Consider the following 22,937-nt stretch of genomic DNA (forward strand, 5'->3'; position numbering starts at 1 on the left):
GGCGCCGGGTTCGCGGCGGTGAAGGCCGCGCGCGATCAGGACCGGCCGGCCAGTTCATCCGTCAGGAAATCACGCAGCGCGGCGGGATCGACACCGCGCTCGATGAAGGCTTCGCCGATGCCGCGCACCAGAATGAAGGTCAGGGCGCCGCGGCTCACCTTCTTGTCCTGCGCCATGATGTCGAGGAAACTCTCGGCCGGCGGCATCTGTCCCGGGATATCGCTGATATGGGTGGGCAGGCCGACGCTGGCAAGGTGCGCGGCGACGCGATCCCGGTCTTGCGGCGGGCAGAGGCCGAGACGCACGGAAAAGTCGAAGGCGAGGCGCATGCCGATGGCAACGCCCTCGCCATGGACGAGGCGCGTGCCGTCATAGGCAACGATCGCTTCCAGCGCGTGACCGAAGGTGTGTCCGAGATTGAGCAGCGCTCTGGCGCCCGTCTCGAACTCGTCTTCGGCGACGATGGCCGCCTTGGCGCGGCAGGAGATGGCGATGGCTTCCTCGCGCTCCGCCCCGCCGGCGAAGACGGCGGCGTGGTTGTCCTCCAGCCAGGCGAAGAAGCTCGCATCGCCGAGCAGGCCGTACTTGACGGTCTCGGCATAGCCGGCGCGGAATTCGCGCAGCGGCAGCGTGTCGAGCGTTGCGGTGTCGGCCAGCACGAGTGCGGGCTGGTGGAAGGCGCCGATCAGGTTCTTGCCGTGGCGCACGTTGATGCCGGTCTTGCCGCCGACGGAGGAATCCACCTGGGAGAGCAGCGTCGTCGGCATCTGGACGAAGGGCATGCCGCGCCGGACGCTGGCCGCGACGAAGCCGGCGAGATCGCCGACCACGCCGCCGCCGAGCGCGACGATGGCGTCATTGCGCTCCAGCCGTGCTTCCAGCACCCGGTCGCAAACCGTCTCGTAGACGCTGAAGCGCTTGCTTGCCTCGCCGGGCGGCAGCAGGATGGTGGCAAAGCCGATCCCGGCGGCCTCGAGCGAGGCCTGCAGGCGCTCCAGATGATGGGTGGCGACGGTCTCGTCGCTGACGATGGCGACCCGGGAGCGCGGCAGCCGTTCCGCGATGCGCGCACCGGCTTCCTCCACCAGCCCGCGGCCGATCAGGATGTCGTAGGAGCGTTCGCCAAGAGCGACCGGAACGCGCAACGGGGCCCCAGTCTCGGTCTCGGCCGTCACGGTCTGGGGTGTCATGGGCGTGATGCTCCTTCAGCCTGTTCGCTCAAGGCGGGAGCGAAATCGAAATGCGCTTCGAGCGCGGCAACGATGTCGGCGACCACGGCCTCGTGCGGCACGTCGCGCGACTGGATGGTGAGTTCCGCTTCCGCATAGACCGGTTCGCGCTCCGCCAAAAGCCGGCGCATCACCCCTTCGGGATCCGGGTCGTTGAGCAGCGGCCGGTTCGGCTTGCGGCGCACCCGGTTCATCACGAGCGAGAAGTCGGCCTTCAACCAGATCGAGAGGCCCATCTCGCGCACTGCCGCACGGGTCTCGGCGTTCATGTAGGCGCCGCCGCCGGTCGCCAGGATCTGCGGCCCGTTCTTCAGAAGGCGGGCGATGACCCGCTGCTCGCCGGCACGGAAATAGGCCTCGCCATGCTGGGCGAAGATCTCCGGGATCGTTAGGTTCGCAGCCGCCTCGATCTCCGTGTCCGCGTCGACGAAAGGCAGCGAGAGCGTCTGGGCCAGACGGCGGCCGACGCTCGACTTGCCGCAGCCCATGATCCCGACCAGCACGATGGAGCGCGTGCCAAGTCCGGTCACGAGGCGGGCGGCACGCTCTTCCTCGACGAGATTCGGCAGGACGGACATGTGATGGCGCTCTCCCCTTGTGACCCATCGCTTTGCCCTTGTCCTGCCCGCCTAGTCAAGTCCGCTTGCGGTGCCGGGACCCATCGGGCACTTGCATCGCGGGTGGGGACTGGCCGATAAGGAAGGCATCCGCTGGCCGTTCCACAGTCCGATACAACGCCAATGCCCACAATCTTCCGACTGCTGTTCGTCCTTATCGTGCTGGCCGGCGTGGCGGCCGGGACAGTCTTCGCCCTTGGCACGTTCGTCGAGCCGGAGCCGCACGAGATCACGGTGCGGCTGCAGATGGACGGCTTCGGCCGTTAGGCCGGGGCAGGAGGACGGGATGGCAAGCGACGCCCTGCTGATCGAGAGCTTCCTGGAGATGCTGTCGGCCGAACGCGGGGCCGCTGCCAACACGCTGGAAAGCTACCGCCGCGATCTCGACGATTTCGCCGGGTTCCTGCACGCGCGCAAGGCATCTGCGGCAACCGCCTCGCGGGAGGATGTCGCCGCCTATCTCTCCGACCTTACCCGGCGCGGCTATGCGGCCAGTTCGCAAGCCCGGAGGCTATCTGCCCTGCGCCAGTTCTACCGGCACCTGTTCGCCGACGGGCTGCGGGCAGACGATCCGACACGCACCATCTCCACTCCCAAGCGGCGAGCGGCCCTGCCCAAGGTGCTCGGCGAGGAGGAGGTCGACCGGTTGCTAGGCGCCGCACGTGCGGCGAGTGAGGTCGAGGGCCTGTCCCCGGCCGCGCGGCTGAGGGCGCTGCGCCTGTACGCCTTGCTGGAAGTGCTCTATGCCACGGGCCTGCGTGTATCCGAGCTCGTGTCTCTGCCGCTTTCGGCCGCGCTGCGCGACGAGCGGCTGATCGCGGTGACCGGCAAGGGCAACAAGGAGCGGCTGGTGCCGCTCGGCCCAGCGGCGCGCGAGGCGATGCGTGCCTATGTGGCGTGCCGGCGGGCGGAAGGCGTGTTTCCCACGAGCCGCTGGCTGTTTCCCTCGCATGGAGAGAGCGGACATTTCACCCGTCAGGCCTTTGCGCGCGATCTCAAGGAGCTTGCGGTGTCGGCAGGGCTCGACCCCTCAGCGCTCTCGCCGCATGTGCTGCGGCACGCCTTCGCCTCGCACCTGCTGCAGAATGGAGCGGACCTGCGCGTCGTGCAGCAGTTGCTGGGGCACGCCGATATTTCGACGACGCAGATCTACACCCATGTGCTCGACGAGCGGCTGGCGGCATTGGTCGAAGGCCACCACCCGCTGGCGCGCCGCAGCTGACGTCTCAGCGCGGCATCAGCACCCACATGTCGAAGTCGAGAATGACGCTCGGGTCGTAGGCGCCGTCCGGACCCGTGAACGGGAAATCGTGGCAGGGGCGGTCTTTCGTCGCGATCATCCGCAAGCGCAGGGCGCCGACATCGTGGCGGCCGGAAATCTCGGCCTTCTCGACGACCTGCGACCAGGCGAAGACGGTGTTTCCGGCAAACAGCGGCGCGACATGGCGCCCGGCATTGAGACCGGCGATGTGGAAGGCGTTCCCCAGTCCGTTGAAGGACAGCGCACGGGCGAGCGAGATCACATGGCCGCCATAGACCAACCGCCGACAGAAGCGGCCCTGGCCTTCCGTGAACTGGTTGAAATGGACGCGGGCGGTATTCTGGTAGAGGCGGGTGGCGATCTGGTGCTCGGCCTCCTCGACGGTCATGCCGTCGACATGGTCGATGCGCTCGCCGACCTCGTAGTCGTCGAAGCGATGCGGGGAGCCGGCAAGGTCGTCGTCCCAGGCCTCGGCGTCGATCAGCGGGCAGGCATCGCCGAGGGCGTCCGGCGTGATCGCCTCGGGCAGTTCCGGCACCACCGCCTCCGGCGCCGGGCTGGCTGGGTCGCGCTTGTTGACCATCACCCAGCGGACATAGTCCAGCACCTCGGTGCCGTCCTGATTGTAGCCGGTGGAGCGGACATAGACGACGCCGGTGCGCCCGTTCGAGTTCTCCTTGAGGCCGATCACCTCGGAGACCGCAGAGAGCGTGTCGCCGGGATAGACGGGGGCAAGGAAACGGCCGCCGGCATAGCCGAGATTGGCGACGGCGTTGAGCGAGATGTCCGGGACCGTCTTCCCGAAGACGATGTGAAACACCAGGAGGTCGTCGACCGGCGCCTCGGGATAGCGGATGCGCTGGGCGAAATCGTCGGAAGATTGCACCGCGAAGCGGGAGCCGTAGAGGGCGTTGTAAAGGGAGATGTCGCCCCGGGTCACCGTGCGCGGGGTGGCATGGCGCAGGACCTGGCCGATGCGGAAATCCTCGAAATAATTGCCTGGGCTGGTCTTGCTCTTGGTCATGCCGCATCCTCCCGCGTCGCTTTTCGCGGTGCAATAAGACAGGCTGGAGGGAGGCTGCGCAAGCACGACCTTGGGTGGTTGCGGGGCTCACGAGCAGGTTGCCCGCGCGGCGACAAGGGCTTAACAAGGCTGATGCTCCCGGAAGCCATGTTTCCGGCGCCGCCAAGAAGAGGGACCAGATCATGGCAGACGAGCAGCACGGGACGGAGGACGGCAAGCCCGCGTCCTTTCCCTCCTTTCCCAGGGAGTTGCTCGCGGGATATCGCAGTTACCGCGAGCATTCGCACAGGCCGCATCGCACCGATTACGAGCGCCTGGCGCTCTATGGGCAGCAGCCCGAGGTGATGGTGATTTCGTGCTGCGACAGCCGGGTGACGCCGGAGGGCGTGTTCGCAGCCGGACCGGGCGAGCTCTTCGTGGTGCGCAACGTCGCCAATCTGGTTCCGCCCTATGCGCCCGACAACGATTACCATTCGACCAGTGCTGCGCTCGAATTCGCCGTCCAGGCCCTGAAGGTCCGGCATATCGTCGTGCTCGGCCACGGCCAGTGCGGCGGCGTCAAGGCGTTCCTGAACCAGGATGCGGTGCCGCTGTCGCCGGGCGATTTCATCGGCAAGTGGATGACGCTGCTCGAGCCGGCGGCACAGTTTCAGTGCCTGAAGCTGGAGCGCGACGAGGATCCGCAGCTGGCGATGGAATATGCCGGTATTCGCCAGTCGCTGGTGAACCTGCGCAGCTTCCCTTGCGTGCAGATCCTGGAAGAGCGGGGGCGCCTTGCCCTGCACGGCGCCTGGTTCGACATCGGATCGGGCGAATTGCGGGTGCTCGATCCGGAAAGCGAGCGCTTCGTTGCCGCGCCGACCATCTTCGCCTCCGGCTTTGCGTCCGGAGGCTGAGAGGCTTACTTCACGCCTTCGAGGTTCAGGCTGACGAGGCGGCCGGTGTCCTTGGCCATGTGCGGCAGATAGGCCTGCGAATAATCGTCGAGGCCGCTGTGCTCGGTCGTGCGCCAGTCCCACCGGCGCGTGGACGAAAAGCCGACATCGATCAGCGTCGCCGACAGGGTTTCCTCGTCGAAGACCATCTTGTGATAGTCGTACTGGTCGCGCTGGCCGCCGACCAGCAGGCCAAGCACCTGAGGCAGCGCGATGTCGTTCGACGTGTCGAGATAAAGCTCGGCGGCCGCCCGGAAGTCCGGCACGGCGATCCGCAGGACGCCGCCCGGCGCCAGCACGCGGCACCACTCGGCGAGGACGTCGCGGTACTCCTTGCGGCCGAAATGCTCCAGCACATGGCAGGCATAGATCAGCTCGACGGTGCCGTCCGGAATGAAGGACAGGTCCTCGACCGGTCCGATGCGGTCGACATGCGGATAGTCGAGCGCATCGACGTGGTAGAAGCCGGGAATGTGCTTCACGCCGCAGCCGAGGTGGAGTTTCTCGATTTTCATTGGGTGCTGCCCGTTCTGCCGTCGGCGCCGAGAGCGGCGCGGTTGTCCAAGTACCAGCGGATCGTCTGCCGGATGCCGTCCTCCAGCGCCACGCGAGGGCGCCAGCCGAGCGCGTGCAGGCGCCCGGAATCCATCAGCTTGCGCGGCGTGCCGTCCGGCTTGGTTGCGTCGAAGCGCAGCTCGCCGGTGAAACCGGCTTCGCGAGCGATCAGCGTCGCAAGATCGCGGATCGAGACTTCCTGGCCGGAGCCCACGTTGATCGGCTCGTCGCCGTTATAGGCGTCGAGCAGGAACACGATCGCATCGGCGAGGTCGTCGACATGCATGAACTCGCGCAGCGGCGTGCCGCTGCCCCAGATCTCGACCGTTTCGGCGCCGGTCTCGCGCGCCTCGACGAACTTGCGGATCAGGGCCGGCAAGACGTGGCTGGTGGCGAGATCGAAATTGTCGTTGGGACCATAGAGGTTGGTCGGCATCGCCGAGACGTAGGACAGCCCGTGCTGGCGGCGATACGCCTGGCAAAGGTAGACGCCGGCAATCTTGGCGATCGCGTACCACTGGTTGGTCGGCTCCAGCGGGCCCGTCATCAGCGCATCCTCGCGGATCGGCTGTTCGGCAAATTTCGGATAGATGCAGGACGAGCCGAGAAAAACGAGGCGGCGGACGCCATGGTCGGCGGCGGCAGCGATCACGTTGGTCTGGATCTGCAGGTTGTCCTGCAGGAAGTCGACGGGTTGCCGGTCGTTGGCGAGAATGCCGCCGACCCGCGCGGCCGCCAGGATCACGGCATCGGGCCGTTCGCTGGCGAAGAAGGCCGCGACCGCACGCTGGTCGGTGAGGTCCAGCTCCGCACGGGTGCGGGTGATGATCGCTGCCTCTTCCTGCGCAAGGCGGCGGCAGATTGCCGAGCCGACCATGCCGCGATGGCCGGCGACGAAGATGCGGCGCGGCGTACCGGCGGTGCTGTCTGCAGTCATCGCCTAGTCCTCGCGGCCATAGGCGCGGCGGGCATGGCGCTCCACGCGCAGCAGCTCGAGATCCGCATCCACCATCTCGTCGACAAGCTCGGCAAAGCCGGTCGTGTGGCTCCATCCCAGCCGCTCGCGTGCCTTGGTCGGATCGCCGAGCAGGAGGTCGACCTCGGTCGGGCGGAAATAGGCGGGGTCGATGGCAACCAGCGTCTCGCCGCTCGCCCGGTCGCGGCCCGTCTCTTCCTCGTCCTTGCCGGACCAGACGATCTCGCGGCCGACGCGCGCGAAGGCGCGTTCTACGAATTCGCGAACCGTGTGGGTCTCGCCGGTCGCCAGCACGTAGTCGTCCGGCTCAGGCTGCTGCAGGATGCGCCACATGCCTTCGGCGTAGTCGCGGGCATGACCCCAGTCGCGGCGGGCGTCGAGATTGCCGAGATAGAGCTGCTTCTGCAGGCCGAGCTCGATGGCGGCGACCGCGCGGGTGATCTTGCGGGTGACGAAGGTCTCGCCGCGCAGCGGGCTCTCGTGATTGAACAGGATGCCGTTGCTGGCGTGGATGCCGTAGGCCTCGCGGTAGTTCACCGTGATCCAGTAGCCGTAAAGTTTGGCGACCGCATAGGGAGAGCGCGGATAGAACGGCGTCGTTTCGCTCTGCGGCGTCTCGCGGACCTTGCCGTAAAGCTCCGAGGTGGACGCCTGGTAGAAGCGGCAGGACTTTTCCATGCCCAGGATGCGCAGGGCCTCCAGCAGGCGCAACACGCCAGTCGCATCGGCATTCGCCGTGTATTCCGGGGTCTCGAAGCTGACCATCACATGGCTCTGTGCCGCGAGATTGTAGATCTCGGTCGGCTGGATCTCCGACACGAGACGGATCAGCGAGGAGCTGTCGGTGAGGTCGCCGTAGTGAAGGAAGAAGCGGTTGCCGTCCTCGTGCCGGTCCTGGATCAGCGGATCGATCCGCCCGGTGTTGAACGAGGAGGAGCGGCGCTTCAGTCCGTGAACCTCGTACCCCTTGTCGAGCAGGATGCGGGCAAGATAGGCGCCGTCCTGGCCAGTCACGCCGGTGATGAGCGCGCGAGGTGCGGTCATGTGAAGTCCCTGTGCGGATGCCTGAAGAACGAGCTTGTCAGTCGTTCCTCCTACTGCACGTAAGGGACAAGGGCAACCGCCGCCGCTTTCCCTGAGGGGAGATGCGGCGACGGAAGTCGTTTTTTGACAGCGTTGTGCAGTCGATGCGCAGGCGTCAGCCGCAATAGGCGAGCTTGTCCGGCTGCACCTTCAGCAGTGCGTCGCGCAGCTTGTCGAGGGCGCGGCTCTCGATCTGGCGCACGCGCTCCTTGGAGATGCCGAGCTTCTGCCCGAGCGCTTCCAGCGTCTCGCCTTCCTCGCTCAGCCGGCGCTCGCGGACGATGCGCAGCTCGCGTTCGCTGAGCACCCCGAGCGCGGTTTCCAGCCATCGGGTGCGCCGCTCGGTATCGATAACGCCGCCGACCGTTTCCTCCGGCAGCGGATCTTCGCTGACAAGGAAGTCCTGCCGGTCCGCGCCCGATCCGTCGGATTCGAGCACGGGGGCATTGAGCGAAGTATCGGGTCCCGACAGCCGGGCGCTCATCGTCGCTACGTCCCGCACCTTCACGCCCATCGTCTCGGCGATCTTCTCGACCAGTTCGTCCTCGCTGATGCGCGTGGTGCCGCTGGAGAGTTTCGCCCGAAGGCGGCGCAAGTTGAAGAAGAGGGCTTTCTGCGTGGACGAGGTGCCGCCGCGAACGATGGACCAATTGCGCAGGATGTAGTCCTGGATCGAGGCGCGGATCCACCAGGTGGCATAGGTGGAGAAGCGCACTTCACGCTCCGGCTCGAACCGGGAGGCCGCTTCCAGCAGGCCGATATGGCCTTCCTGGATGAGGTCGCTCATCGACAGTCCGAAGTTGCGGTACTTCGCCGCGACCGCAATGACGAGGCGCATATGCGCCAGGCTGAGACGGTCGAGTGCAGCCTGGTCGCCCTGGTCGCGCCAGGCGATGGCGAGCTGCTGCTCTTCTTCGCGGCTGAGATAGGGCGCGTTCATCGCGGCCCTGACAATCTGACGCCGGTTGCCCGAAAGATAACTCACGGTGTGTCCCTCCGCGTCCCGGCTTCCCTGATGGAAGCCCGGCCCCGGGCGGCGATGCAGCTGCCACTCGGGTGCCACTGGTCTGCTATCGACATATGATACGCAGTCACCACGGTTTCGGTTCAACTCGCCGGCGCATGGAATGCACGCGCCCGCCTCGGTGAGATCGGTGACAGCGTTTCTTGGACCAAGCATGACTCCTGTATGCGATCAGGACCAATAGAAGTTCCTCGAGATCGCGATAAGTTTACCTGATTGGCGGGTCTCAGGTTGCGGTGGCGCGCCGCATCTTGCGGGCACCAAAAGAAAACGCCCGGCGCGGGTGGCGCCGGGCGTCGAAGTGTCGGACGGTGCCGTTGTCGCCATCAGGCGGCTTCGGTCTGTTCCCCGTCCTCGTCCTCGGTCGCAGCGGCGGCGGCCTTGCGGCTGGCCGACTTGGCGAGGTTCTGTTCGATCTGGCGGATCGCCTCGGTGTCCGAGCACTTGTTCACGGCAGCGATCTCACGCGACATGCGGTCGAGGGCGGCCTCGTAGAGCTGACGCTCGGAATAGGACTGCTCGGGCTGGCTCTCGGACCGGTACAGGTCGCGGACCACCTCGGCGATGGCGATCAGGTCGCCCGAATTGATCTTCGCCTCGTATTCCTGGGCGCGGCGGCTCCACATGGTGCGCTTGACGCGCGGGCGACCGCGAACGGTCTCGAGCGCCTTCTTCACGGCGGGAGCATCGGCAAGCTTGCGCATGCCCACGGAAGCGATCTTCGCGACCGGGACGCGCAGCGTCATCTTGTCCTGTTCGAAATTGATCACCAGAAGCTCAAGCGCATATCCCGCGACATTCTGTTCCTCGATCGCGGTGATCTGTCCAACGCCATGGGCGGGATAGACGATAAACTCACCGGTCTTGAAACCCTGTCTCTGCGCGGTTTTCTTCATCGTTGTTGCCATACGCCTATGCTACTCCTGCGCAGTTGCGGCCAGAAGCCGGGGGCGGCGCCTGATGCGTCGCCCATCCATGGAGAGAACGCACGTCCACCGGGCTTGTGGCGAGCCACAACCCGTCGGAGTTCGTTATTCGATGATCAGCCGACCGAACTCTGGTCTCGGATCAGTTCTAGGAGGGATGCCGCCCCCCTTCGCATGTGGCGAAGGGTTCGCAACCATAAAAAAACCTCCGCGTGGAGGGGAGACCACTGGTTCGATTACTGAGGAAAAGACTATAGCACAAAACTTGTGGATTTCAAAACGGGACCCGGCAGCCGGCCGAAACCGGCGCCGCAGTCGTCAGGGATAGCCGGGCGCCAAGGGCGCGCTCCGGGGATCGGGCATGTCAAGAGGCGCGGGGCGGCGGCCGGGTCTCAGTCGCCCGAACCCGGCTCCGGAGAGAAATAGGCCTCGAGCTTGTTCGGCTTGCCGTCGAACTCCTCGGCCTCGGGCAATGCGTCCTTCTTGACCGTCAGGTTAGGCCATTTGGACGCATATTCCGTGTTCAGCTCCAGCCACTTTTCCAGACCCGGCTCCGTGTCCGGCTTGATCGCATCGGCCGGGCATTCCGGCTCGCAGACGCCGCAGTCGATGCATTCGTCGGGATGGATGACGAGCATGTTCTCGCCTTCGTAGAAACAGTCGACCGGACAGACTTCGACGCAGTCGGTGTACTTGCACTTGATGCAGTTGTCCGTGACGATATAGGTCATCGCAGTCCTCTCGCGGCGCCATTCCTGCCGCCGACCGGCAGGCCATGCCGCTGCCGTGTCGCGGCCGTCAGATCGAGGCCCGGTCTCCGTTCCGCGGATGCAGTCCGATGCGGGATGCCGGCTTCCGTCCCGGACGAGAGACCGGAAGGGCGCCGGCCGGTGTGCGGGCGGTTATTGATGCCTGCGTACCGGGTTTGGCGATGGGCTTCAAGTTCGGAATATGTTGCCGATGATAGCTCCCGGAGAAGATTTTTCTCCGCAATTGAAGCGTCGCGCCGACGGACCATGTGTCGCAGGGCAATGCGCGCAAGCACCTGAGCTGGCTCAGGCCTTGTCCGTGAGCCGGTCGATCTGACGCCGCTGGCGCTTGGTCGGGCGGCCGCTGCCGCGTTCGCGCCTGCCGGGCGCCGGACCGTCTCGGCCGGCCGGGCTCGCCTTGGTCGTACCCGGGCTCGCGGTGTTCTCGTCCTCATCCTCGCCATCGTCGGAGATGGGTGATGCGTTGGGCGATGGATCCAGGTCCTGGTATAGCAACCGGGCTTCGGGTGCCGGACCGCGCCGCGTGCCGGGGGCCAGGACCTTCAGGACAAGGATCCGGTTTGCCACGGCGATGGTCAGGACATCGCCATGGCGGATCGCCTTGGCCGGCGCCTGAGCCTTGTCGCGGTTGACCCGCACATGGCCGCCATTCACCAGCTTCTGGGCAAGGCTGCGCGACTTCACGATCCGGGCAAACCAGAGCCACTTGTCGAGCCGCTGCGGCGTCATGTCCGCAGGCGGTGTGGCCGGTCCGGTGGTCGCGTTGTCGCTCACCCTTGCCGCAGTCCTCCGTCAGCCCTGCCGGTTCGCGGTCAGGAGCGTGGCTTCTTCTCCAGATCGGCCTTGAGAGCCGCCAGTTTCGCGAAGGGCGAATCCGGATCCATCTCGCGCGCCGGGCGTTCCGGCCTGGTGCCGCGCGGGCGCTGGTTGTCGGGACGCGAGCCTTCGTTCCGGCCCTTGCCGCCACCGCCGCCGCTGCGCTGCTGGTCAGGCCGGCCCTGCTGGCGGTTGCCGCCCTTGCCGAAGCCGCGTCCCTTGGTCCGCTGCTTCTGGCCCTGGCCTTCGGCGGCTTCGCCACCTGTTGCCTCCTGGCGCCGGCCGCCGCGCTGGGCGCCCTGCGGGCGACGGTCGCGCCGGCCTGGCCGCCAGATTTCGATGGCGACCGTTTCGGTGGCAGTCTCGGCGGGCGTCGTCTCCGAAGCGACCGCGTCTGCCGCCTCTGCATGAGCTTCGGCATCCGGCTCCGCAGGAGCTGCGGCGGCTTCTGCCGCTTCCGGCTCGGCGTCTACCGGAGCTGCGGCCTGCTCGTCCGCAGACGTTTCCGTCTCTGCCTGAGCCTCGACTACCGGGGTTTCGCTCACAGGTGCCTCGGGCGCTGCGGCATCCGCGGTCGCGGCAACCGGGCGCGTGACTTCGCGGGTCTCGGAGCGATAGCCCAGCGACTTCAGCACGGCGGAGAAGTCTTCGCCGGCACAGCCGAGCAGTGACGTCATCGCCACCGTGACGGTGAAGCCGCCGCCTTCGGCAACCGCGCCCTCGGGCGGGGCCACTTCCGCGTCCAGCGGCTTCCAGGCCAGAAGCGGGCGGATCAGGTCGGCCAGACGCTCGAGAATGTCGATGCGCACGGCGCGCGGCCCGCAGACGCGGAAGCCGACGACCTTGTACAGCGCTTTGGAAATCTCCGGGTCGACCGTGATCGAGGTGCGGCCCGAGGCCGACAGCTGGGGCAGCTCGGAGAGGCCTGGCATGTCTGGCTCGCCGTGCTTGAGCGCCCAGAGCTGGGCAATCAGGCGGCTCGGGGCCGGCTTCAGCAGTGCGGGCACGAAGATGTGGTAGGCGCCGAAGCGCACGCCCAGGCGGCGCAAGCCGGCGCGCATCGTCTGGTCCAGCTGGCGGACGTCCTCGGCGATCTCGGACCGCTCGAGAATGCCGAGCGCCTCGACCAGGCGGAAGGCGATGCCGCGGGCAAGCCCCTCAAGGCCTTCCCCGATCTCCAGATCGCGCAGCGGCTTCAGCACGGTGTCGATATGCGTGCGCAGCCACAGAACGAGGCGCGCCTCGACCTTCTCGCGGTCGGCCGCGTCGAGGCTGTCCTCGCACAGGACGATGAGACCCGGGGTCAGCACCGTCTCGCCGGAGATCACGCGGCCGACGATCTCGCCGTGCCAACGCAGAGCCCCGTCGGAGGCAAGCGCGAAGTCCTCGTTGGCGCCGCGCGAAAGGCGGTCGGCGCGCTGGGTGAGCTCGCTGGCCAGGGCCTTCTGGGCAGCCGTGCGCAGGGCCTTGACGTCAGGGCCGTCAGCCGAGGGATCCGGTGCAAAGCGGAAGCCCTGCAGTTGTCCGACATGCTGTCCTTCGACAAGCACGTCCCCTGCCGATGTAATTTCCGCTTCAAGCATCGCGTTCTCTCTCAGCCGTCGCATCAATACGCTCGTCCGCCGGTCGACGAAGCGCTGGGTGAGCCTGTCGTGCAATGCGTCGGACAGACGGTCTTCTACGCCGCGCGTCACGCCTTGCCAATGGGCGGGATCCGCAAGCCAGTCGCCACGGTTAGCAACAAAGGTCCAGGTGCGGATATGTGCAATGCGGTTCGCCAGCGTATCGATGTCGCCGTCGACGCGGTCGGCGAAGGCGACCTGGCGGGCAAACCAGTCGTCAGGAACGACCCCGTTACGGGTCAGATGGGCATAGAGCCCGGCGATCAGGTCGGCGTGGTTGGCCGGCGCGATCTTGCGGTAATCGGGGACCTGGCACACGTCCCAGAGCAGGCGAACCCGCTCCGGCGTCGCGGCGACCCGGCGGATGGCCTCATCGCGCAGGGCATGGTCGAAGGCCGTCTCGTCGGCCGAGGGAGGCGCCCGGGTCAAGCCCTGTTCGCGCGGCGGTTCGTCCAGCGTGCGGCGCAGGCTCTCGACACTGTCGAAGTCGAGGGCGCGGTTGCGCCACTGGAACACCTTGAGCGCATCGAAGCGGTGGCTTTCCAGCGCTTCGACCAGTTCCTCGTCGAAAGGATCGACTCGGCCGGTGACACCGAACGTGCCGTCGCGGGTGTGGCGACCGGCACGTCCGCCGATCTGGCCCATCTCGGCCGGCGTCAGCATGCGGTACTGGTAGCCGTCGAACTTGCGGATGCCGGCAAAGGCGATGTGGTCGACGTCGAGATTGAGACCCATGCCGATTGCGTCGGTGGCGATCAGGTGCTCCACGTCGCCATTCTGGAACAACTCGACCTGGGCATTGCGCGTGCGCGGGCTGAGCGAGCCGAGAACGACGGCGGCGCCGCCATGCTGGCGGCGAATCAGCTCGGCGATCGCATAGACCTCCGAGGAGGAGAAGGCGACCACGGCCGAGCGGGCGGGCAGGCGTGTGATCTTCTTCTGGCCCGAATAGGCCAGGATCGACATGCGCGGCCGGGTGACCACGTTGAGGCCCGGCAACAAGCGCTCGAGCAACGGGCGCGCCGTCGCCGATCCGAGAAGCAGGGTCTCCAGCGTTCCGCGCATGTTGAGAATGCGGTCGGTGAAGACGTGGCCGCGTTCCAGATCGCCCGCGAGCTGAACCTCGTCGATGGCAACGAAGTCGACCACGAGATCGAGCGGCATGGCCTCCACCGTCGACACCCAGTAGCGGGTATCGGAGGGGATGATCTTTTCCTCGCCCGTGACCAGCGCCACCTTGTCGACGCCGACACGCTCGGTGATGCGGCCATAGACCTCGCGCGCAAGAAGGCGCAGCGGCAGGCCGATGATGCCGGTTTCGCGGGCGATCATCCGCTCGATGGCGAGGTGGGTCTTGCCGGTATTGGTCGGGCCAAGCACCGCCGTGACCGTCCGCGCGCGCGCCTGCGGCGGCAGCGTGGTCCAGGTGGGGGCGGAGTAGCCCCCGGCCGAAAACGGCCTCGATTGTCTGGAATGAAGCATTGGCTGCAGCTGTGCTGTGCGATCCGTGCCACGGCGAAAGCCGCCGAGATCCGTTGCTAAGTAGAACCGCGCGACGGGAAGGCGCCCGGGTCCGGAGAGGTCTTGCGGCGGAAGCTTCGGGCGACCGCAAGCCCGTTAACCTGAGAGGTAGCACAGTCTGCGCGGGGCTGTCGCCTGCTGTTTTCCGCAAGGGGCGAGGGGGTGCGGAAGGCATTGCGAGCCGACTTGCGGCTGTCGCTGGACGGGCTCGAAAATCGGGGGCGGGCAGGCCCGAAAAAGGGTGAACAGAACGAGTCCTGAACAAAGCCGGACCGAATCGATGACTCCGGGAGATTCAGGTTTCGTTCCCTACGAGATGTTGTGTAGACGGTCTGATGTAGGGCGAAATCGTGAATCTGCTCAAGGATTTGCGCCATTCGATTCGGATCCGGACGAATTTGCGCCGGCGGCTCGAAAGCTTTCGATATCGTTAATCGAATCATTAAAATTTACGGGGCCGAATTCATCAAACGGCGAAACCGCGAACGAAGCCCGTCCGAATCGCTGACTGGATATTGTTCCTGATATGTTCCTGGCGTATGTTGTGGCACGGCGCGGGCGGCGGACTGGATGATGAGGATGCGACGAGTGCGTTGCCGCGGTCTGCTCGACGCGCGTTAACATCTTCGTTTCATTACGGGACGGTTTGCCGACTGCTATTTGCCGGGCCTATCGGGCCTCTCGTCCCTGCCGTCTTCCCTTGTTGCGGTGCAGCAGCTAGAACGCGGTGACGCTAAGGCACGGACGGCCCTGCGGGTCGTCCATCAGGAGGAGGGGCTGACTTGGCTATTCGGAAGATTCTCGTTGCCAACCGCTCGGAGATCGCGATCCGCATTTTCCGTGCGGCGAACGAACTAGGCATGCGGACCGTTGCCGTCTATGCGGAGCAGGACAAGCTCGCGCTGCATCGGTTCAAGGCCGACGAGGCTTACCAGATCGGCCGCGGCCCTCATCTACCCGAGCCGCTTGGTCCGATCGAGGCCTATCTGTCCATCCCGGAGATCCTGCGCGTCGCCAAGGCGGCCGGGGCGGACGCCATCCATCCCGGCTACGGCTTCCTGTCGGAAAGCCCGGAATTCGCCGAGGCCTGCGCCGAAGCCGGCATCGTCTTCATCGGGCCTTCGCCGGAGACCATGCGCCGGCTCGGCAACAAGGTTGCGGCCCGCAATCTGGCCATCGAGGCCGGGGTGCCGGTGATGCCGGCGACGGATCCGCTGCCCGACGACATGGGCGAGGTGCGCCGCCTCGCCGCCGGGATCGGCTATCCGGTGATGCTCAAGGCATCCTGGGGCGGCGGCGGTCGCGGCATGCGCGTCATTCGCGACGAGGAGGCGTTGCTGCGCGATGTGGCGGCGGCCAAGCGCGAGGCCAAGGCGGCCTTTGGCAAGGATGAGATCTATCTCGAGAAGCTGGTGGAGCGCGCGCTGCATGTCGAGGTGCAGATCCTCGGCGATGCGCACGGCAACCTGGTGCATCTGTTCGAGCGCGACTGCTCGATCCAGCGACGTCACCAGAAGGTCGTTGAGCGGGCGCCGGCTCCCTATCTCGACGCGGATCAGCGCGCGGAACTGAGCGAGTACGGATTGAGGATCGGCCGGGCAGCGCATTATCGCGGTGCCGGCACGGTCGAGTTCCTGATGGATGCCGACACTGGCCGTTTCTATTTCATCGAGGTGAATCCGCGCGTGCAGGTCGAGCATACGGTGACCGAGGAGGTCACCGGCATCGACATCGTCAAGGCGCAGATCCGTATCGCGGCAGGCGCGATGATCGGCGAGCCGGCCTCCGGGGTGCCGGTGCAGGAGGAGATCCGGCTGAACGGCCACGCGCTCCAGTGCCGTATCACCACCGAGGATCCGGAGCAGAACTTCATTCCCGACTACGGCCGCATCACCGCCTATCGCGGGGCCACCGGCTTCGGCATCCGGCTCGATGGCGGCACCGCCTATTCGGGGGCGGTGATCACCCGCTTCTACGACCCCTTGCTGGAAAAGGTGACGGCCTGGGCGCCGACCGCGGAAGAGGCCGCGCAGCGCATGGACCGTGCCTTGCGCGAATTCCGCATCCGCGGCGTGGCGACCAATCTGGTGTTCCTGGAGAACGTCATCGGTCATCCGGACTTCCGGGCCAACAGCTACACGACGCGCTTCATCGACGAGACGCCGGCCCTGTTCCTCCAGGTCACACGCCGGGACCGGGCCACCAAGCTGCTCACCTATATTGCCGACGTCACGGTCAACGGCCACCCGGAGACCCGCAACCGGCCGCAGCCCCTCGCGGATGCGCCTGCGCCTGTTGCGCCGGTCTATGAGGGCGAGATCCGCAAGGGCACCAAGCAGCTTCTCGACGAGCTCGGCCCGCAGGGCTTCGCCGACTGGATGAAGGCGGAGCGGCGCGCGCTGGTTACCGACACGACCATGCGCGATGCGCACCAGTCGCTGCTTGCGACCCGCATGCGCAGCTTCGACATCGTAGCGGTGGCGGACTCCTATGCGCGCGGCCTGCCGCAGCTGTTCTCGCTGGAATGCTGGGGTGGGGCCACGTTCGACGTCGCCATGCGCTTCCTCACCGAGGATCCCTGGGAGCGGTTGAGGGCCGTGCGCGAGCGCGTACCCAACATCCTGCTGCAGATGCTGCTGCGCGGCGCAAACGGCGTCGGCTACGCCAACTATCCCGACAATGTGGTCCGCGATTTCGTCTCCCGCGCCGCCGAGAACGGCATCGACCTGTTCCGCGTCTTCGACTGCCTCAACTGGGTGGAGAACATGCGCGTCTCGCTCGATGCGGTGATCGAGGCGGACAAGCTGTGCGAGGGGACGATCTGCTACACCGGCGACCTGCTGGATGCGGCGCGGCCGAAATACGACCTTGCCTACTACGTGAAGCTGGCGAAGGAGCTGGAGCGGGCCGGCTGCCACATTCTCGGCGTCAAGGACATGGCCGGCCTGATGAAGCCGGAGGCGGCGCGGCGCCTGTTTTCCGCCCTGAGGCAGGAAATCGGCCTGCCGATCCACTTCCACACCCACGACACGTCCGGCATTTCCGCCGCGACGGTGCTGGCCGCGGTCGAGGCCGGGGTCGATGCGGTCGATGCCGCCATGGATGCCTTCTCCGGTCTGACCTCGCAGCCGGCGCTGGGCTCGCTTGCCGCGGCCTTGCGCGACGGGCCGCGTGACACCGGGCTGGATGCGCGTGCCATTCGCGAGATCTCCTTTTACTGGGAGGCGGCGCGGGCGCAGTACCGGGCCTTCGAGAGCGACCTCAAGGCGCCGGCTTCGGAAGTCTATCTGCACGAGATGCCTGGCGGACAGTTCACCAACCTGAAGGAACAGGCCCGTTCGCTCGGCCTCGAGACCCGGTGGCACGAGGTGGCGCAGGCCTATCACGACGTCAACATGATGTTCGGCGACATCGTCAAGGTGACCCCCTCGTCGAAGGTGGTCGGCGACATGGCGCTGATGATGGTAGCGCAGGGTCTGTCGGTGGCCGATGTGATGGCTCCGGAAAAGGACGTCGCCTTCCCCGACAGCGTCGTCCAGATGATGCGCGGCGATCTCGGCCAGTCGCCCGGCGGGTGGCCCAAGGACATCCAGTCCAAGGTGCTGAAGGGCGAGGCCCCGATCACCGCGCGCCCCGGCTCGCTGCTTGCTGACGATGATCTCGCAGCCCGTCGCAAGGAAGCGGCGGAAAAGACCGGCGGCGAGATCTCCGATACCGATCTCGCCTCCTACCTGATGTATCCGAAGGTCTTCACCGACTTTGCCGCCGCGAGAGACCGCTACGGTCCGGTCAACGTGCTGCCGACGCCGGTTTATTTCTACGGCCTTCCGGCCGGCGAGGAGATGATGATCGACCTGGAGCCCGGCAAGACGCTGGTCGTGCGCACCCAGGCTATCGGCGAGACGGACGAGAATGGCGAGTGCAAGGTGTTCTTCGAGCTCAACGGCCAGCCGCGCATCATCAAGGTGCCGGACCGGGCGCATGGAGCAGCCGGGGCCGCGGCACGGCGCAAGGTCGAGGACGGCAATGCCGCTCATGTTGGGGCGCCGATGCCGGGTGTCATTTCCACTGTCGCGGTGAAGGCGGGACAAAGCGTGTCGCCGGGCGACGTGCTGGTCTCGATCGAGGCGATGAAGATGGAAACGGCGCTCCATGCCGACCGTGCGGGCACGGTGGCGGAGGTGCTGGCGACGCCGGGCCAGCAGGTCGACGCGAAGGACCTGCTGGTGGTCTTCGAGGCTGAGGGCTGATGCGCCGATGGTGCTGAGGATCGCCGCTGCCGACCTGCGCCGGGTGTTCCTGCACCTGCAGGGCCTGTCCGATGCCCCCTCGCGGCGCCTCGGGCAGGCGGAGCTGTGCGATCTCATCGACCGGCTCGGTTTCGTTCAGGTCGACAGCATCAACACGGTGACCCGGGCCCATCACCAGATCCTGTTCTCCCGCAACCAGACCTACCGGGAACCGCAGCTGACCAGGCTGCTGGAGCGGGACCGGGCGTTGTTCGAGAACTGGACGCACGATGCAGCGGTGATCCCGTCCGGTGCCTATCCCTACTGGCGCCACCGCTTCGCGCGCCAGAAGGAGCGGCTGAAGGCGCGCTGGACCAACTGGCACGGGCACGACTTCCATGGCGAGATCGACCGGGTTCGCGACCACGTGCGGGTGAACGGTCCTTCGCGGGGCCGGGATTTCGATGGGGATCGCATCCGCAAGGAGCCCGGCTGGTGGAACTGGCAGCCGGGCAAGACGGCGCTGGAATATCTGTGGCGGACCGGCGAGATCGCCGTCACGGCGCGGGACAATTTCGCCAAGATCTACGACTTGTCGGAACGGGTGATCCCACGCGAGCACTTTGAGCAGGAAGTCGACCACGAGGCCTTTGTTGACTGGGCCTGCCGCGAAGCCTTGCAGCGGCTGGGCGTCGGCACGTCCGGTGAGATTGCCGCTTTCTACGACCTTGTTTCGCCGGAAGAGGCGAAAGCCTGGTGCACGCAGGAGGCCGGAAAGTCCGTCCTGCCGGTGGAGATCGATTTCGGTCCCGGCCAGCCGAAGCGCGCCAGCGTCGCGCGGCCGGACATCGTCTCCCTGCTGGCTGATGCGCCGGAGCCGCCGGCGCGCATTCGCACCCTCAGCCCGTTCGACCCGGTGTTGCGGGACCGCAAGCGGGCCGAGCGGCTGTTCGGCTTCTTCTACCGCATCGAGGTCTTCGTTCCGGCTCCCAAGCGCACCTACGGCTACTATGTCTATCCGGTGATGGAGAAGGACCGGATGATCGGCCGGGTCGACATGATCTGCCGGCGTGCGGAAGGGGAGCTGTTCGTGACGGCGTTCTGGCCGGAGCCGGGCGTGCGGCTGGGTGAGGGGCGGCTTGCTCGCCTGGAGGCGGAGTTCGCCCGCATGGCCCGCTTCACCGGAATGGAGCGGGTGGTATTTGCCGACGGCTGGCGGCGCGAGCCCTTGGGCTGACGCGCCGCCGCTGCCGCTACAAACCTTCGATCAGTTCTTGGTGGAAAGGATCCGCTCGATCTCGTCGGGCGGATGGCCGGTCAGCGTCTTGTCGACCTCGGCGACCACTCGGCTTGCCACTTCCTTGTGAAAGGCCTTGCGCAGATCGCCGAGTGTCACCGGCGGGGCAACGACGACGAGCTTGGAGAAGCGGCCCTTGTGCGCCTCCTTGTAGAGCGTATCGGCAATGCGGCTGGCGAAGCGGTGCTTTTCGATCATGTGCCAGTCGGTCGGCTCCATGGCGCTGCGATGCGGGCCGGGGCCGTCACTGCGCCGCCCGGGCGCGTCCGTTCCCTGATCCGACGTTTGCGGGTTCTCCTGCTCCAGGACCCTCAGGACCTCGAGATTGGGATAGTCCGCGTCGCCCTGGTTGCGGAAGAACAGTGCCTTCTCGCCATCTCCGACCAGAACCCAGCTGTCGTGCTCGATGCGCAGACCGCTCATAGCAGGCCTCCTTTCGTGACGTTTCGGCCCGTCCGGACGGCGGCCACCTTGCCGGTTGCCAGCCCTGAACGGGATCCCCGCCCCAAGAGACACGTAGGTACGCTTGTCGTCGGTTTGAATGGGGGCAGCGTCAGAGACTTCCAGAAAGTTCGGAGATGAGGGGGACGCACCCTTCGTCCAGCATGCGGAAGACATGATCGAACCCGTCGGGACCGCCATAGTAGGGGTCGGGCACGTCACGATCGAGAAAGCGGCGGATTTCCGCCCGCGATCCGGCAGTAGCGCGGGTGCGAAGTTCGGCGAGATTGTCGCCATCCATGGCCAGGATCATGTCGAATGTCTCGAAGTCGGACGGTGCCACCTGTCGGGCGCGCTGACTCGTGAGATCGATGCCGTTTCGGGCGGCGACCGCGATGGAGCGCGGATCCGGTGTCTTGCCGGTGTGCCAGGAGGCCGTGCCGGCGCTGTCGACGGAGACGTCGGCGGAAAGGCCGGCGGCGTCGACGCGATGGCGCAGGATGCCCTCGGCCAGCGGCGAGCGGCAGATGTTGCCAAGGCAGACGAACAGGATTGCGGTCACAAGGCCTCCTTGCCGGGCGAATGGTCCACCGGCGGGCGTTCGGGTGGGGCGGTTGTCATGGCTGGCAAGGCATGATCCCTTGAGCGGGGAGAAGCTGTCGAGGGCTGCCGCCATATCTGCAGGAGATCGCCATGACCGAGAAACTGTCGCCCGAAGCCCGCTCCGATGCGCTTGCCGAGTTGTCGGGTTGGCGTGAGGTGGAGGGGCGCGATGCGATTACCCGGAGCTTCGTCTTCAAGGATTTCAACGAAGCTTTCGGTTTCATGACGCGGGTGGCTCTCGTTGCAGAGAAAATGAACCACCACCCTGAGTGGGTCAATGTGTACAGGACGGTGGAGGTTGTTCTGTCCACCCATGATGCGGGTGGTCTCAGCGACCTCGATATACGGCTCGCGCGGAAGATGGACGCGCTTGCCCAGGGGTGACCTTTGGTGTCAGCCGCGCTCCAGCAGAAAGACGTGCACCTCGTCCTCATCGGTTTCGCGCGCGATCAGCTTGTGCCCCGCCTCCTGGCAGAAATGCGGAATGTCGATCACGGACATGGGGTCGGTCGACAGCACGCGCACCCGTGCACCCGCCTTCAGACCGGTTATGGCCTTGCGGGTCTTGAGGACCGGAAGCGGGCATTTCAGCCCCTTGAGGTCCAGCTCCAGATCGACCTTGTCCAACGCGCGCTCCCCGCCGATATGAGAGGGCAGGCTGGCATGATGCCCGCGTGCCCTCGCTTTTCGTCCATCCTCTGCCTGTGGCCAGGTGGGTGGATCCTCAATCAGACAGGAGAATATGCCCGTGACCAGCAGCGGCAAGCCCGAGGCGATCGACATTCTGGATTTCTGGTGGACGGCGGGGCCTGCGAAGTGGTTCACGCGTGACGATGACTTCGACACGAAGATCCGCGAGCAGTTCGCTTCGCTTGTCGAAGAGGCGCGGGACGGGGCCCTGGACGAATGGGCGCAGACGCCGCATGGCGCGCTCGCCCTGTTGCTCCTGCTCGACCAGTTTCCGCGAAACCTGTTTCGCGGCGATGCGCTGGCCTTTGCGTCCGACGAGCGGGCGCGCCGCATCGCCCGGGCGGCGGTTGACGCCGGCTTCGACCGTGCGTTCCCGAAGGCGGCGCGCCCTTTCTTCTACTTGCCGTTCGAGCATTCCGAGGAGATGTCCGATCAGGAGCGCAGCGTCGACCTGTTCCGTCGTCACGGCGAAGAGCAGGCCTATCTCTATGCCCTGATCCATCTGGACGTGATCCGGCGGTTCGGCCGGTTCCCCCATCGCAACCTGGCACTGGGCCGCGAGACGACGGCAGCGGAAGCAGCCTATCTGGCTGATGGCGGCTTCAGCGCCTGATCGGATTGCCCAAAACTTGTGCACATAATTTAGCCACATTCGGTTGTCGGATGTGGCTATTTTTTGTGCAAATCCTGTGGGGGCGGAAAGCGTCATTCGCCCCGTTGCAGGCGATCTCGAGGCTAGTATTTATCTATTTGTAAACATTGGTTTTCTGGAAATTCCCGACGTTGCTTTCCGGTGCTTTTTTGCGCCGCAGCACGAGTTGGCACGCTCCTTGATACCTGAGAGCCGGCGTTAAACGGATCGCCCGGTTGTCAGGCCCTGCCGGCAACCTCCGGTCCGCCAAATCCAGCCGAAACGCGCCTGCCGCAACGGGCCGGGGAAGCGAAGCAGGGAAAGGAACGGAAGCGAGCATGAAAATCGTGATGGCCATCATCAAGCCGTTCAAGCTCGACGAGGTGCGCGACGCCCTCACGAGCATCGGCGTTCAGGGACTGACGGTGACCGAAGTCAAGGGCTACGGGCGGCAGAAGGGGCACACGGAAATCTATCGTGGCACCGAATACGCCGTGAGCTTCCTGCCCAAGCTGAAGATCGAGGTCGCGGTCACCTCGGAGCTCGCCGACAAGGTGGTCGAGGCGATCGCCACTGCCGCCAAGACCGGCCAGATCGGCGACGGCAAGATCTTCGTCTACGCGCTCGACCAGGTTCAGCGCATCCGCACCGGCGAAACCGACGCCACCGCGCTTTGATCCATTCGAG

At 66.0% G+C, this 22,937-nt stretch carries 22 protein-coding genes; 8 read left to right on the forward strand and 14 right to left on the reverse strand.

Going from position 1 to position 22,937, the window contains the following annotated elements:
* Window positions 1-35 precede the first annotated feature (35 nt).
* Entirely contained in the window at window positions 36-1,190 is a 1,155-nt protein-coding gene (aroB, locus tag ACVJ6E_RS16790; protein ID WP_120269954.1) for a 3-dehydroquinate synthase, read from the reverse strand.
* Window positions 1,187-1,807 carry a shikimate kinase gene (locus tag ACVJ6E_RS16795; protein WP_120269955.1) on the reverse strand — a complete coding sequence of 207 codons (621 nt, stop codon included), beginning with the start codon at window positions 1,805-1,807 and terminating at the stop codon, window positions 1,187-1,189. The genes aroB and ACVJ6E_RS16795 overlap by 4 nt, the downstream gene beginning before the upstream one ends.
* Before the next feature lie 162 nt (window positions 1,808-1,969).
* On the opposite strand from ACVJ6E_RS16795, the gene ACVJ6E_RS16800 reads away from it, so the two are divergent.
* Together ACVJ6E_RS16800 and xerD are read left to right on the forward strand one after the other, a co-directional pair.
* Window positions 1,970-2,113: a hypothetical protein gene (locus tag ACVJ6E_RS16800; protein WP_199681385.1), complete on the forward strand. Its 144-nt coding sequence runs from the start codon at window positions 1,970-1,972 to the stop codon at window positions 2,111-2,113.
* A 19-nt stretch (window positions 2,114-2,132) separates the two neighbouring features.
* Complete coding sequence (gene xerD, locus ACVJ6E_RS16805) at window positions 2,133-3,068, forward strand: site-specific tyrosine recombinase XerD (RefSeq protein ID WP_120269956.1); 936 nt, start codon at window positions 2,133-2,135, stop codon at window positions 3,066-3,068.
* Window positions 3,069-3,072: 4 nt separating this feature from the next.
* Here xerD and ACVJ6E_RS16810 read toward each other — a convergent pair whose 3' ends face one another.
* Window positions 3,073-4,131 carry a MaoC family dehydratase gene (locus ACVJ6E_RS16810; RefSeq protein ID WP_120269957.1) on the reverse strand — a complete coding sequence of 353 codons (1,059 nt, stop codon included), beginning with the start codon at window positions 4,129-4,131 and terminating at the stop codon, window positions 3,073-3,075.
* 182 nt (window positions 4,132-4,313) lie between these two features.
* Between ACVJ6E_RS16810 and ACVJ6E_RS16815 the strand changes: the two genes are divergently transcribed.
* On the forward strand, window positions 4,314-5,027 hold the full coding sequence (locus tag ACVJ6E_RS16815; RefSeq protein WP_120269958.1) for a carbonic anhydrase: 714 nt from the start codon (window positions 4,314-4,316) through the stop codon (window positions 5,025-5,027).
* Between the two features lie 5 nt (window positions 5,028-5,032).
* Here ACVJ6E_RS16815 and ACVJ6E_RS16820 read toward each other — a convergent pair whose 3' ends face one another.
* The 8 genes from ACVJ6E_RS16820 to ACVJ6E_RS16855 all read right to left on the reverse strand — a co-directional run bounded on the left by ACVJ6E_RS16820 (window position 5,033) and on the right by ACVJ6E_RS16855 (window position 14,320).
* Window positions 5,033-5,581, reverse strand: coding sequence for a class I SAM-dependent methyltransferase (locus ACVJ6E_RS16820; RefSeq protein WP_120269959.1), 549 nt, complete (start codon window positions 5,579-5,581; stop codon window positions 5,033-5,035).
* On the reverse strand, window positions 5,578-6,558 hold the full coding sequence (locus ACVJ6E_RS16825; protein WP_120269960.1) for a GDP-L-fucose synthase family protein: 981 nt from the start codon (window positions 6,556-6,558) through the stop codon (window positions 5,578-5,580). Before ACVJ6E_RS16825 ends, ACVJ6E_RS16820 begins: the two co-directional genes overlap by 4 nt.
* A gap of 3 nt (window positions 6,559-6,561) precedes the next feature.
* A complete protein-coding gene (gmd, locus tag ACVJ6E_RS16830; protein WP_120269961.1) occupies window positions 6,562-7,641 on the reverse strand; it encodes a GDP-mannose 4,6-dehydratase in 1,080 nt (359 codons plus the stop codon).
* Between the two features lie 154 nt (window positions 7,642-7,795).
* Window positions 7,796-8,665, reverse strand: a complete 870-nt coding sequence (locus tag ACVJ6E_RS16835; RefSeq protein ID WP_371811440.1) for an RNA polymerase factor sigma-32 — start codon at window positions 8,663-8,665, stop codon at window positions 7,796-7,798.
* A gap of 365 nt (window positions 8,666-9,030) precedes the next feature.
* Entirely contained in the window at window positions 9,031-9,612 is a 582-nt protein-coding gene (locus tag ACVJ6E_RS16840; protein ID WP_067224457.1) for a CarD family transcriptional regulator, read from the reverse strand.
* Window positions 9,613-10,022: 410 nt separating this feature from the next.
* On the reverse strand, window positions 10,023-10,361 hold the full coding sequence (fdxA, locus tag ACVJ6E_RS16845; RefSeq protein ID WP_067224455.1) for a ferredoxin FdxA: 339 nt from the start codon (window positions 10,359-10,361) through the stop codon (window positions 10,023-10,025).
* 324 nt (window positions 10,362-10,685) lie between these two features.
* Window positions 10,686-11,129, reverse strand: a complete 444-nt coding sequence (locus ACVJ6E_RS16850; RefSeq protein ID WP_120270212.1) for an RNA-binding S4 domain-containing protein — start codon at window positions 11,127-11,129, stop codon at window positions 10,686-10,688.
* A gap of 83 nt (window positions 11,130-11,212) precedes the next feature.
* A complete protein-coding gene (locus tag ACVJ6E_RS16855; RefSeq protein ID WP_208996812.1) occupies window positions 11,213-14,320 on the reverse strand; it encodes a helicase-related protein in 3,108 nt (1,035 codons plus the stop codon).
* Window positions 14,321-15,141: 821 nt separating this feature from the next.
* On the opposite strand from ACVJ6E_RS16855, the gene pyc reads away from it, so the two are divergent.
* Window positions 15,142-18,609, forward strand: a complete 3,468-nt coding sequence (gene pyc, locus ACVJ6E_RS16860) for a pyruvate carboxylase (RefSeq protein ID WP_120269963.1) — start codon at window positions 15,142-15,144, stop codon at window positions 18,607-18,609.
* 7 nt (window positions 18,610-18,616) lie between these two features.
* Window positions 18,617-19,825 carry a DNA glycosylase AlkZ-like family protein gene (locus ACVJ6E_RS16865; protein WP_120269964.1) on the forward strand — a complete coding sequence of 403 codons (1,209 nt, stop codon included), beginning with the start codon at window positions 18,617-18,619 and terminating at the stop codon, window positions 19,823-19,825.
* A gap of 30 nt (window positions 19,826-19,855) precedes the next feature.
* On the opposite strand, the gene ACVJ6E_RS16870 is transcribed toward ACVJ6E_RS16865, so the two are convergent.
* A complete protein-coding gene (locus ACVJ6E_RS16870) occupies window positions 19,856-20,308 on the reverse strand; it encodes a baeRF12 domain-containing protein (RefSeq protein WP_120269965.1) in 453 nt (150 codons plus the stop codon).
* A 130-nt stretch (window positions 20,309-20,438) separates the two neighbouring features.
* The gene (locus ACVJ6E_RS16875) at window positions 20,439-20,888 is read right to left on the reverse strand and encodes a low molecular weight protein-tyrosine-phosphatase (protein WP_491676490.1); all 450 of its coding nucleotides are present in this window, start codon (window positions 20,886-20,888) and stop codon (window positions 20,439-20,441) included.
* A 131-nt stretch (window positions 20,889-21,019) separates the two neighbouring features.
* Between ACVJ6E_RS16875 and ACVJ6E_RS16880 the strand changes: the two genes are divergently transcribed.
* Window positions 21,020-21,313: a 4a-hydroxytetrahydrobiopterin dehydratase gene (locus ACVJ6E_RS16880; RefSeq protein ID WP_120269967.1), complete on the forward strand. Its 294-nt coding sequence runs from the start codon at window positions 21,020-21,022 to the stop codon at window positions 21,311-21,313.
* Between the two features lie 9 nt (window positions 21,314-21,322).
* Here the strand turns inward: ACVJ6E_RS16880 and ACVJ6E_RS16885 are convergent, their stop codons facing one another.
* Complete coding sequence (locus tag ACVJ6E_RS16885) at window positions 21,323-21,556, reverse strand: sulfurtransferase TusA family protein (RefSeq protein ID WP_245165154.1); 234 nt, start codon at window positions 21,554-21,556, stop codon at window positions 21,323-21,325.
* 115 nt (window positions 21,557-21,671) lie between these two features.
* On the opposite strand from ACVJ6E_RS16885, the gene ACVJ6E_RS16890 reads away from it, so the two are divergent.
* Both ACVJ6E_RS16890 and ACVJ6E_RS16895 read left to right on the forward strand, forming a co-directional pair.
* Window positions 21,672-22,232, forward strand: a complete 561-nt coding sequence (locus ACVJ6E_RS16890) for a DUF924 family protein (protein ID WP_120269968.1) — start codon at window positions 21,672-21,674, stop codon at window positions 22,230-22,232.
* Between the two features lie 356 nt (window positions 22,233-22,588).
* The gene (locus tag ACVJ6E_RS16895; protein WP_120269969.1) at window positions 22,589-22,927 is read left to right on the forward strand and encodes a P-II family nitrogen regulator; all 339 of its coding nucleotides are present in this window, start codon (window positions 22,589-22,591) and stop codon (window positions 22,925-22,927) included.
* Window positions 22,928-22,937 lie beyond the last annotated feature (10 nt).

The sequence above is a fragment of the Stappia sp. G46H5W genome (assembly GCF_058448995.1).

What these genes read in the sequence shown, in the direction of transcription:
- aroB (WP_120269954.1), bottom strand. Translation starts at nt 1,190, where the DNA reads ATGACACCCCAGACCGTGACGGCCGAGACCGAGACTGGGGCCCCGTTG.
- ACVJ6E_RS16795 (WP_120269955.1), bottom strand. Translation starts at nt 1,807, where the DNA reads ATGTCCGTCCTGCCGAATCTCGTCGAGGAAGAGCGTGCCGCCCGCCTC.
- ACVJ6E_RS16800 (WP_199681385.1), top strand. Translation starts at nt 1,970, where the DNA reads ATGCCCACAATCTTCCGACTGCTGTTCGTCCTTATCGTGCTGGCCGGC.
- xerD (WP_120269956.1), top strand. Translation starts at nt 2,133, where the DNA reads ATGGCAAGCGACGCCCTGCTGATCGAGAGCTTCCTGGAGATGCTGTCG.
- ACVJ6E_RS16810 (WP_120269957.1), bottom strand. Translation starts at nt 4,131, where the DNA reads ATGACCAAGAGCAAGACCAGCCCAGGCAATTATTTCGAGGATTTCCGC.
- ACVJ6E_RS16815 (WP_120269958.1), top strand. Translation starts at nt 4,314, where the DNA reads ATGGCAGACGAGCAGCACGGGACGGAGGACGGCAAGCCCGCGTCCTTT.
- ACVJ6E_RS16820 (WP_120269959.1), bottom strand. Translation starts at nt 5,581, where the DNA reads ATGAAAATCGAGAAACTCCACCTCGGCTGCGGCGTGAAGCACATTCCC.
- ACVJ6E_RS16825 (WP_120269960.1), bottom strand. Translation starts at nt 6,558, where the DNA reads ATGACTGCAGACAGCACCGCCGGTACGCCGCGCCGCATCTTCGTCGCC.
- gmd (WP_120269961.1), bottom strand. Translation starts at nt 7,641, where the DNA reads ATGACCGCACCTCGCGCGCTCATCACCGGCGTGACTGGCCAGGACGGC.
- ACVJ6E_RS16840 (WP_067224457.1), bottom strand. Translation starts at nt 9,612, where the DNA reads ATGGCAACAACGATGAAGAAAACCGCGCAGAGACAGGGTTTCAAGACC.
- fdxA (WP_067224455.1), bottom strand. Translation starts at nt 10,361, where the DNA reads ATGACCTATATCGTCACGGACAACTGCATCAAGTGCAAGTACACCGAC.
- ACVJ6E_RS16850 (WP_120270212.1), bottom strand. Translation starts at nt 11,129, where the DNA reads ATGACGCCGCAGCGGCTCGACAAGTGGCTCTGGTTTGCCCGGATCGTG.
- ACVJ6E_RS16855 (WP_208996812.1), bottom strand. Translation starts at nt 14,320, where the DNA reads ATGCTTCATTCCAGACAATCGAGGCCGTTTTCGGCCGGGGGCTACTCC.
- ACVJ6E_RS16865 (WP_120269964.1), top strand. Translation starts at nt 18,617, where the DNA reads ATGGTGCTGAGGATCGCCGCTGCCGACCTGCGCCGGGTGTTCCTGCAC.
- ACVJ6E_RS16870 (WP_120269965.1), bottom strand. Translation starts at nt 20,308, where the DNA reads ATGAGCGGTCTGCGCATCGAGCACGACAGCTGGGTTCTGGTCGGAGAT.
- ACVJ6E_RS16880 (WP_120269967.1), top strand. Translation starts at nt 21,020, where the DNA reads ATGACCGAGAAACTGTCGCCCGAAGCCCGCTCCGATGCGCTTGCCGAG.
- ACVJ6E_RS16890 (WP_120269968.1), top strand. Translation starts at nt 21,672, where the DNA reads ATGCCCGTGACCAGCAGCGGCAAGCCCGAGGCGATCGACATTCTGGAT.
- ACVJ6E_RS16895 (WP_120269969.1), top strand. Translation starts at nt 22,589, where the DNA reads ATGAAAATCGTGATGGCCATCATCAAGCCGTTCAAGCTCGACGAGGTG.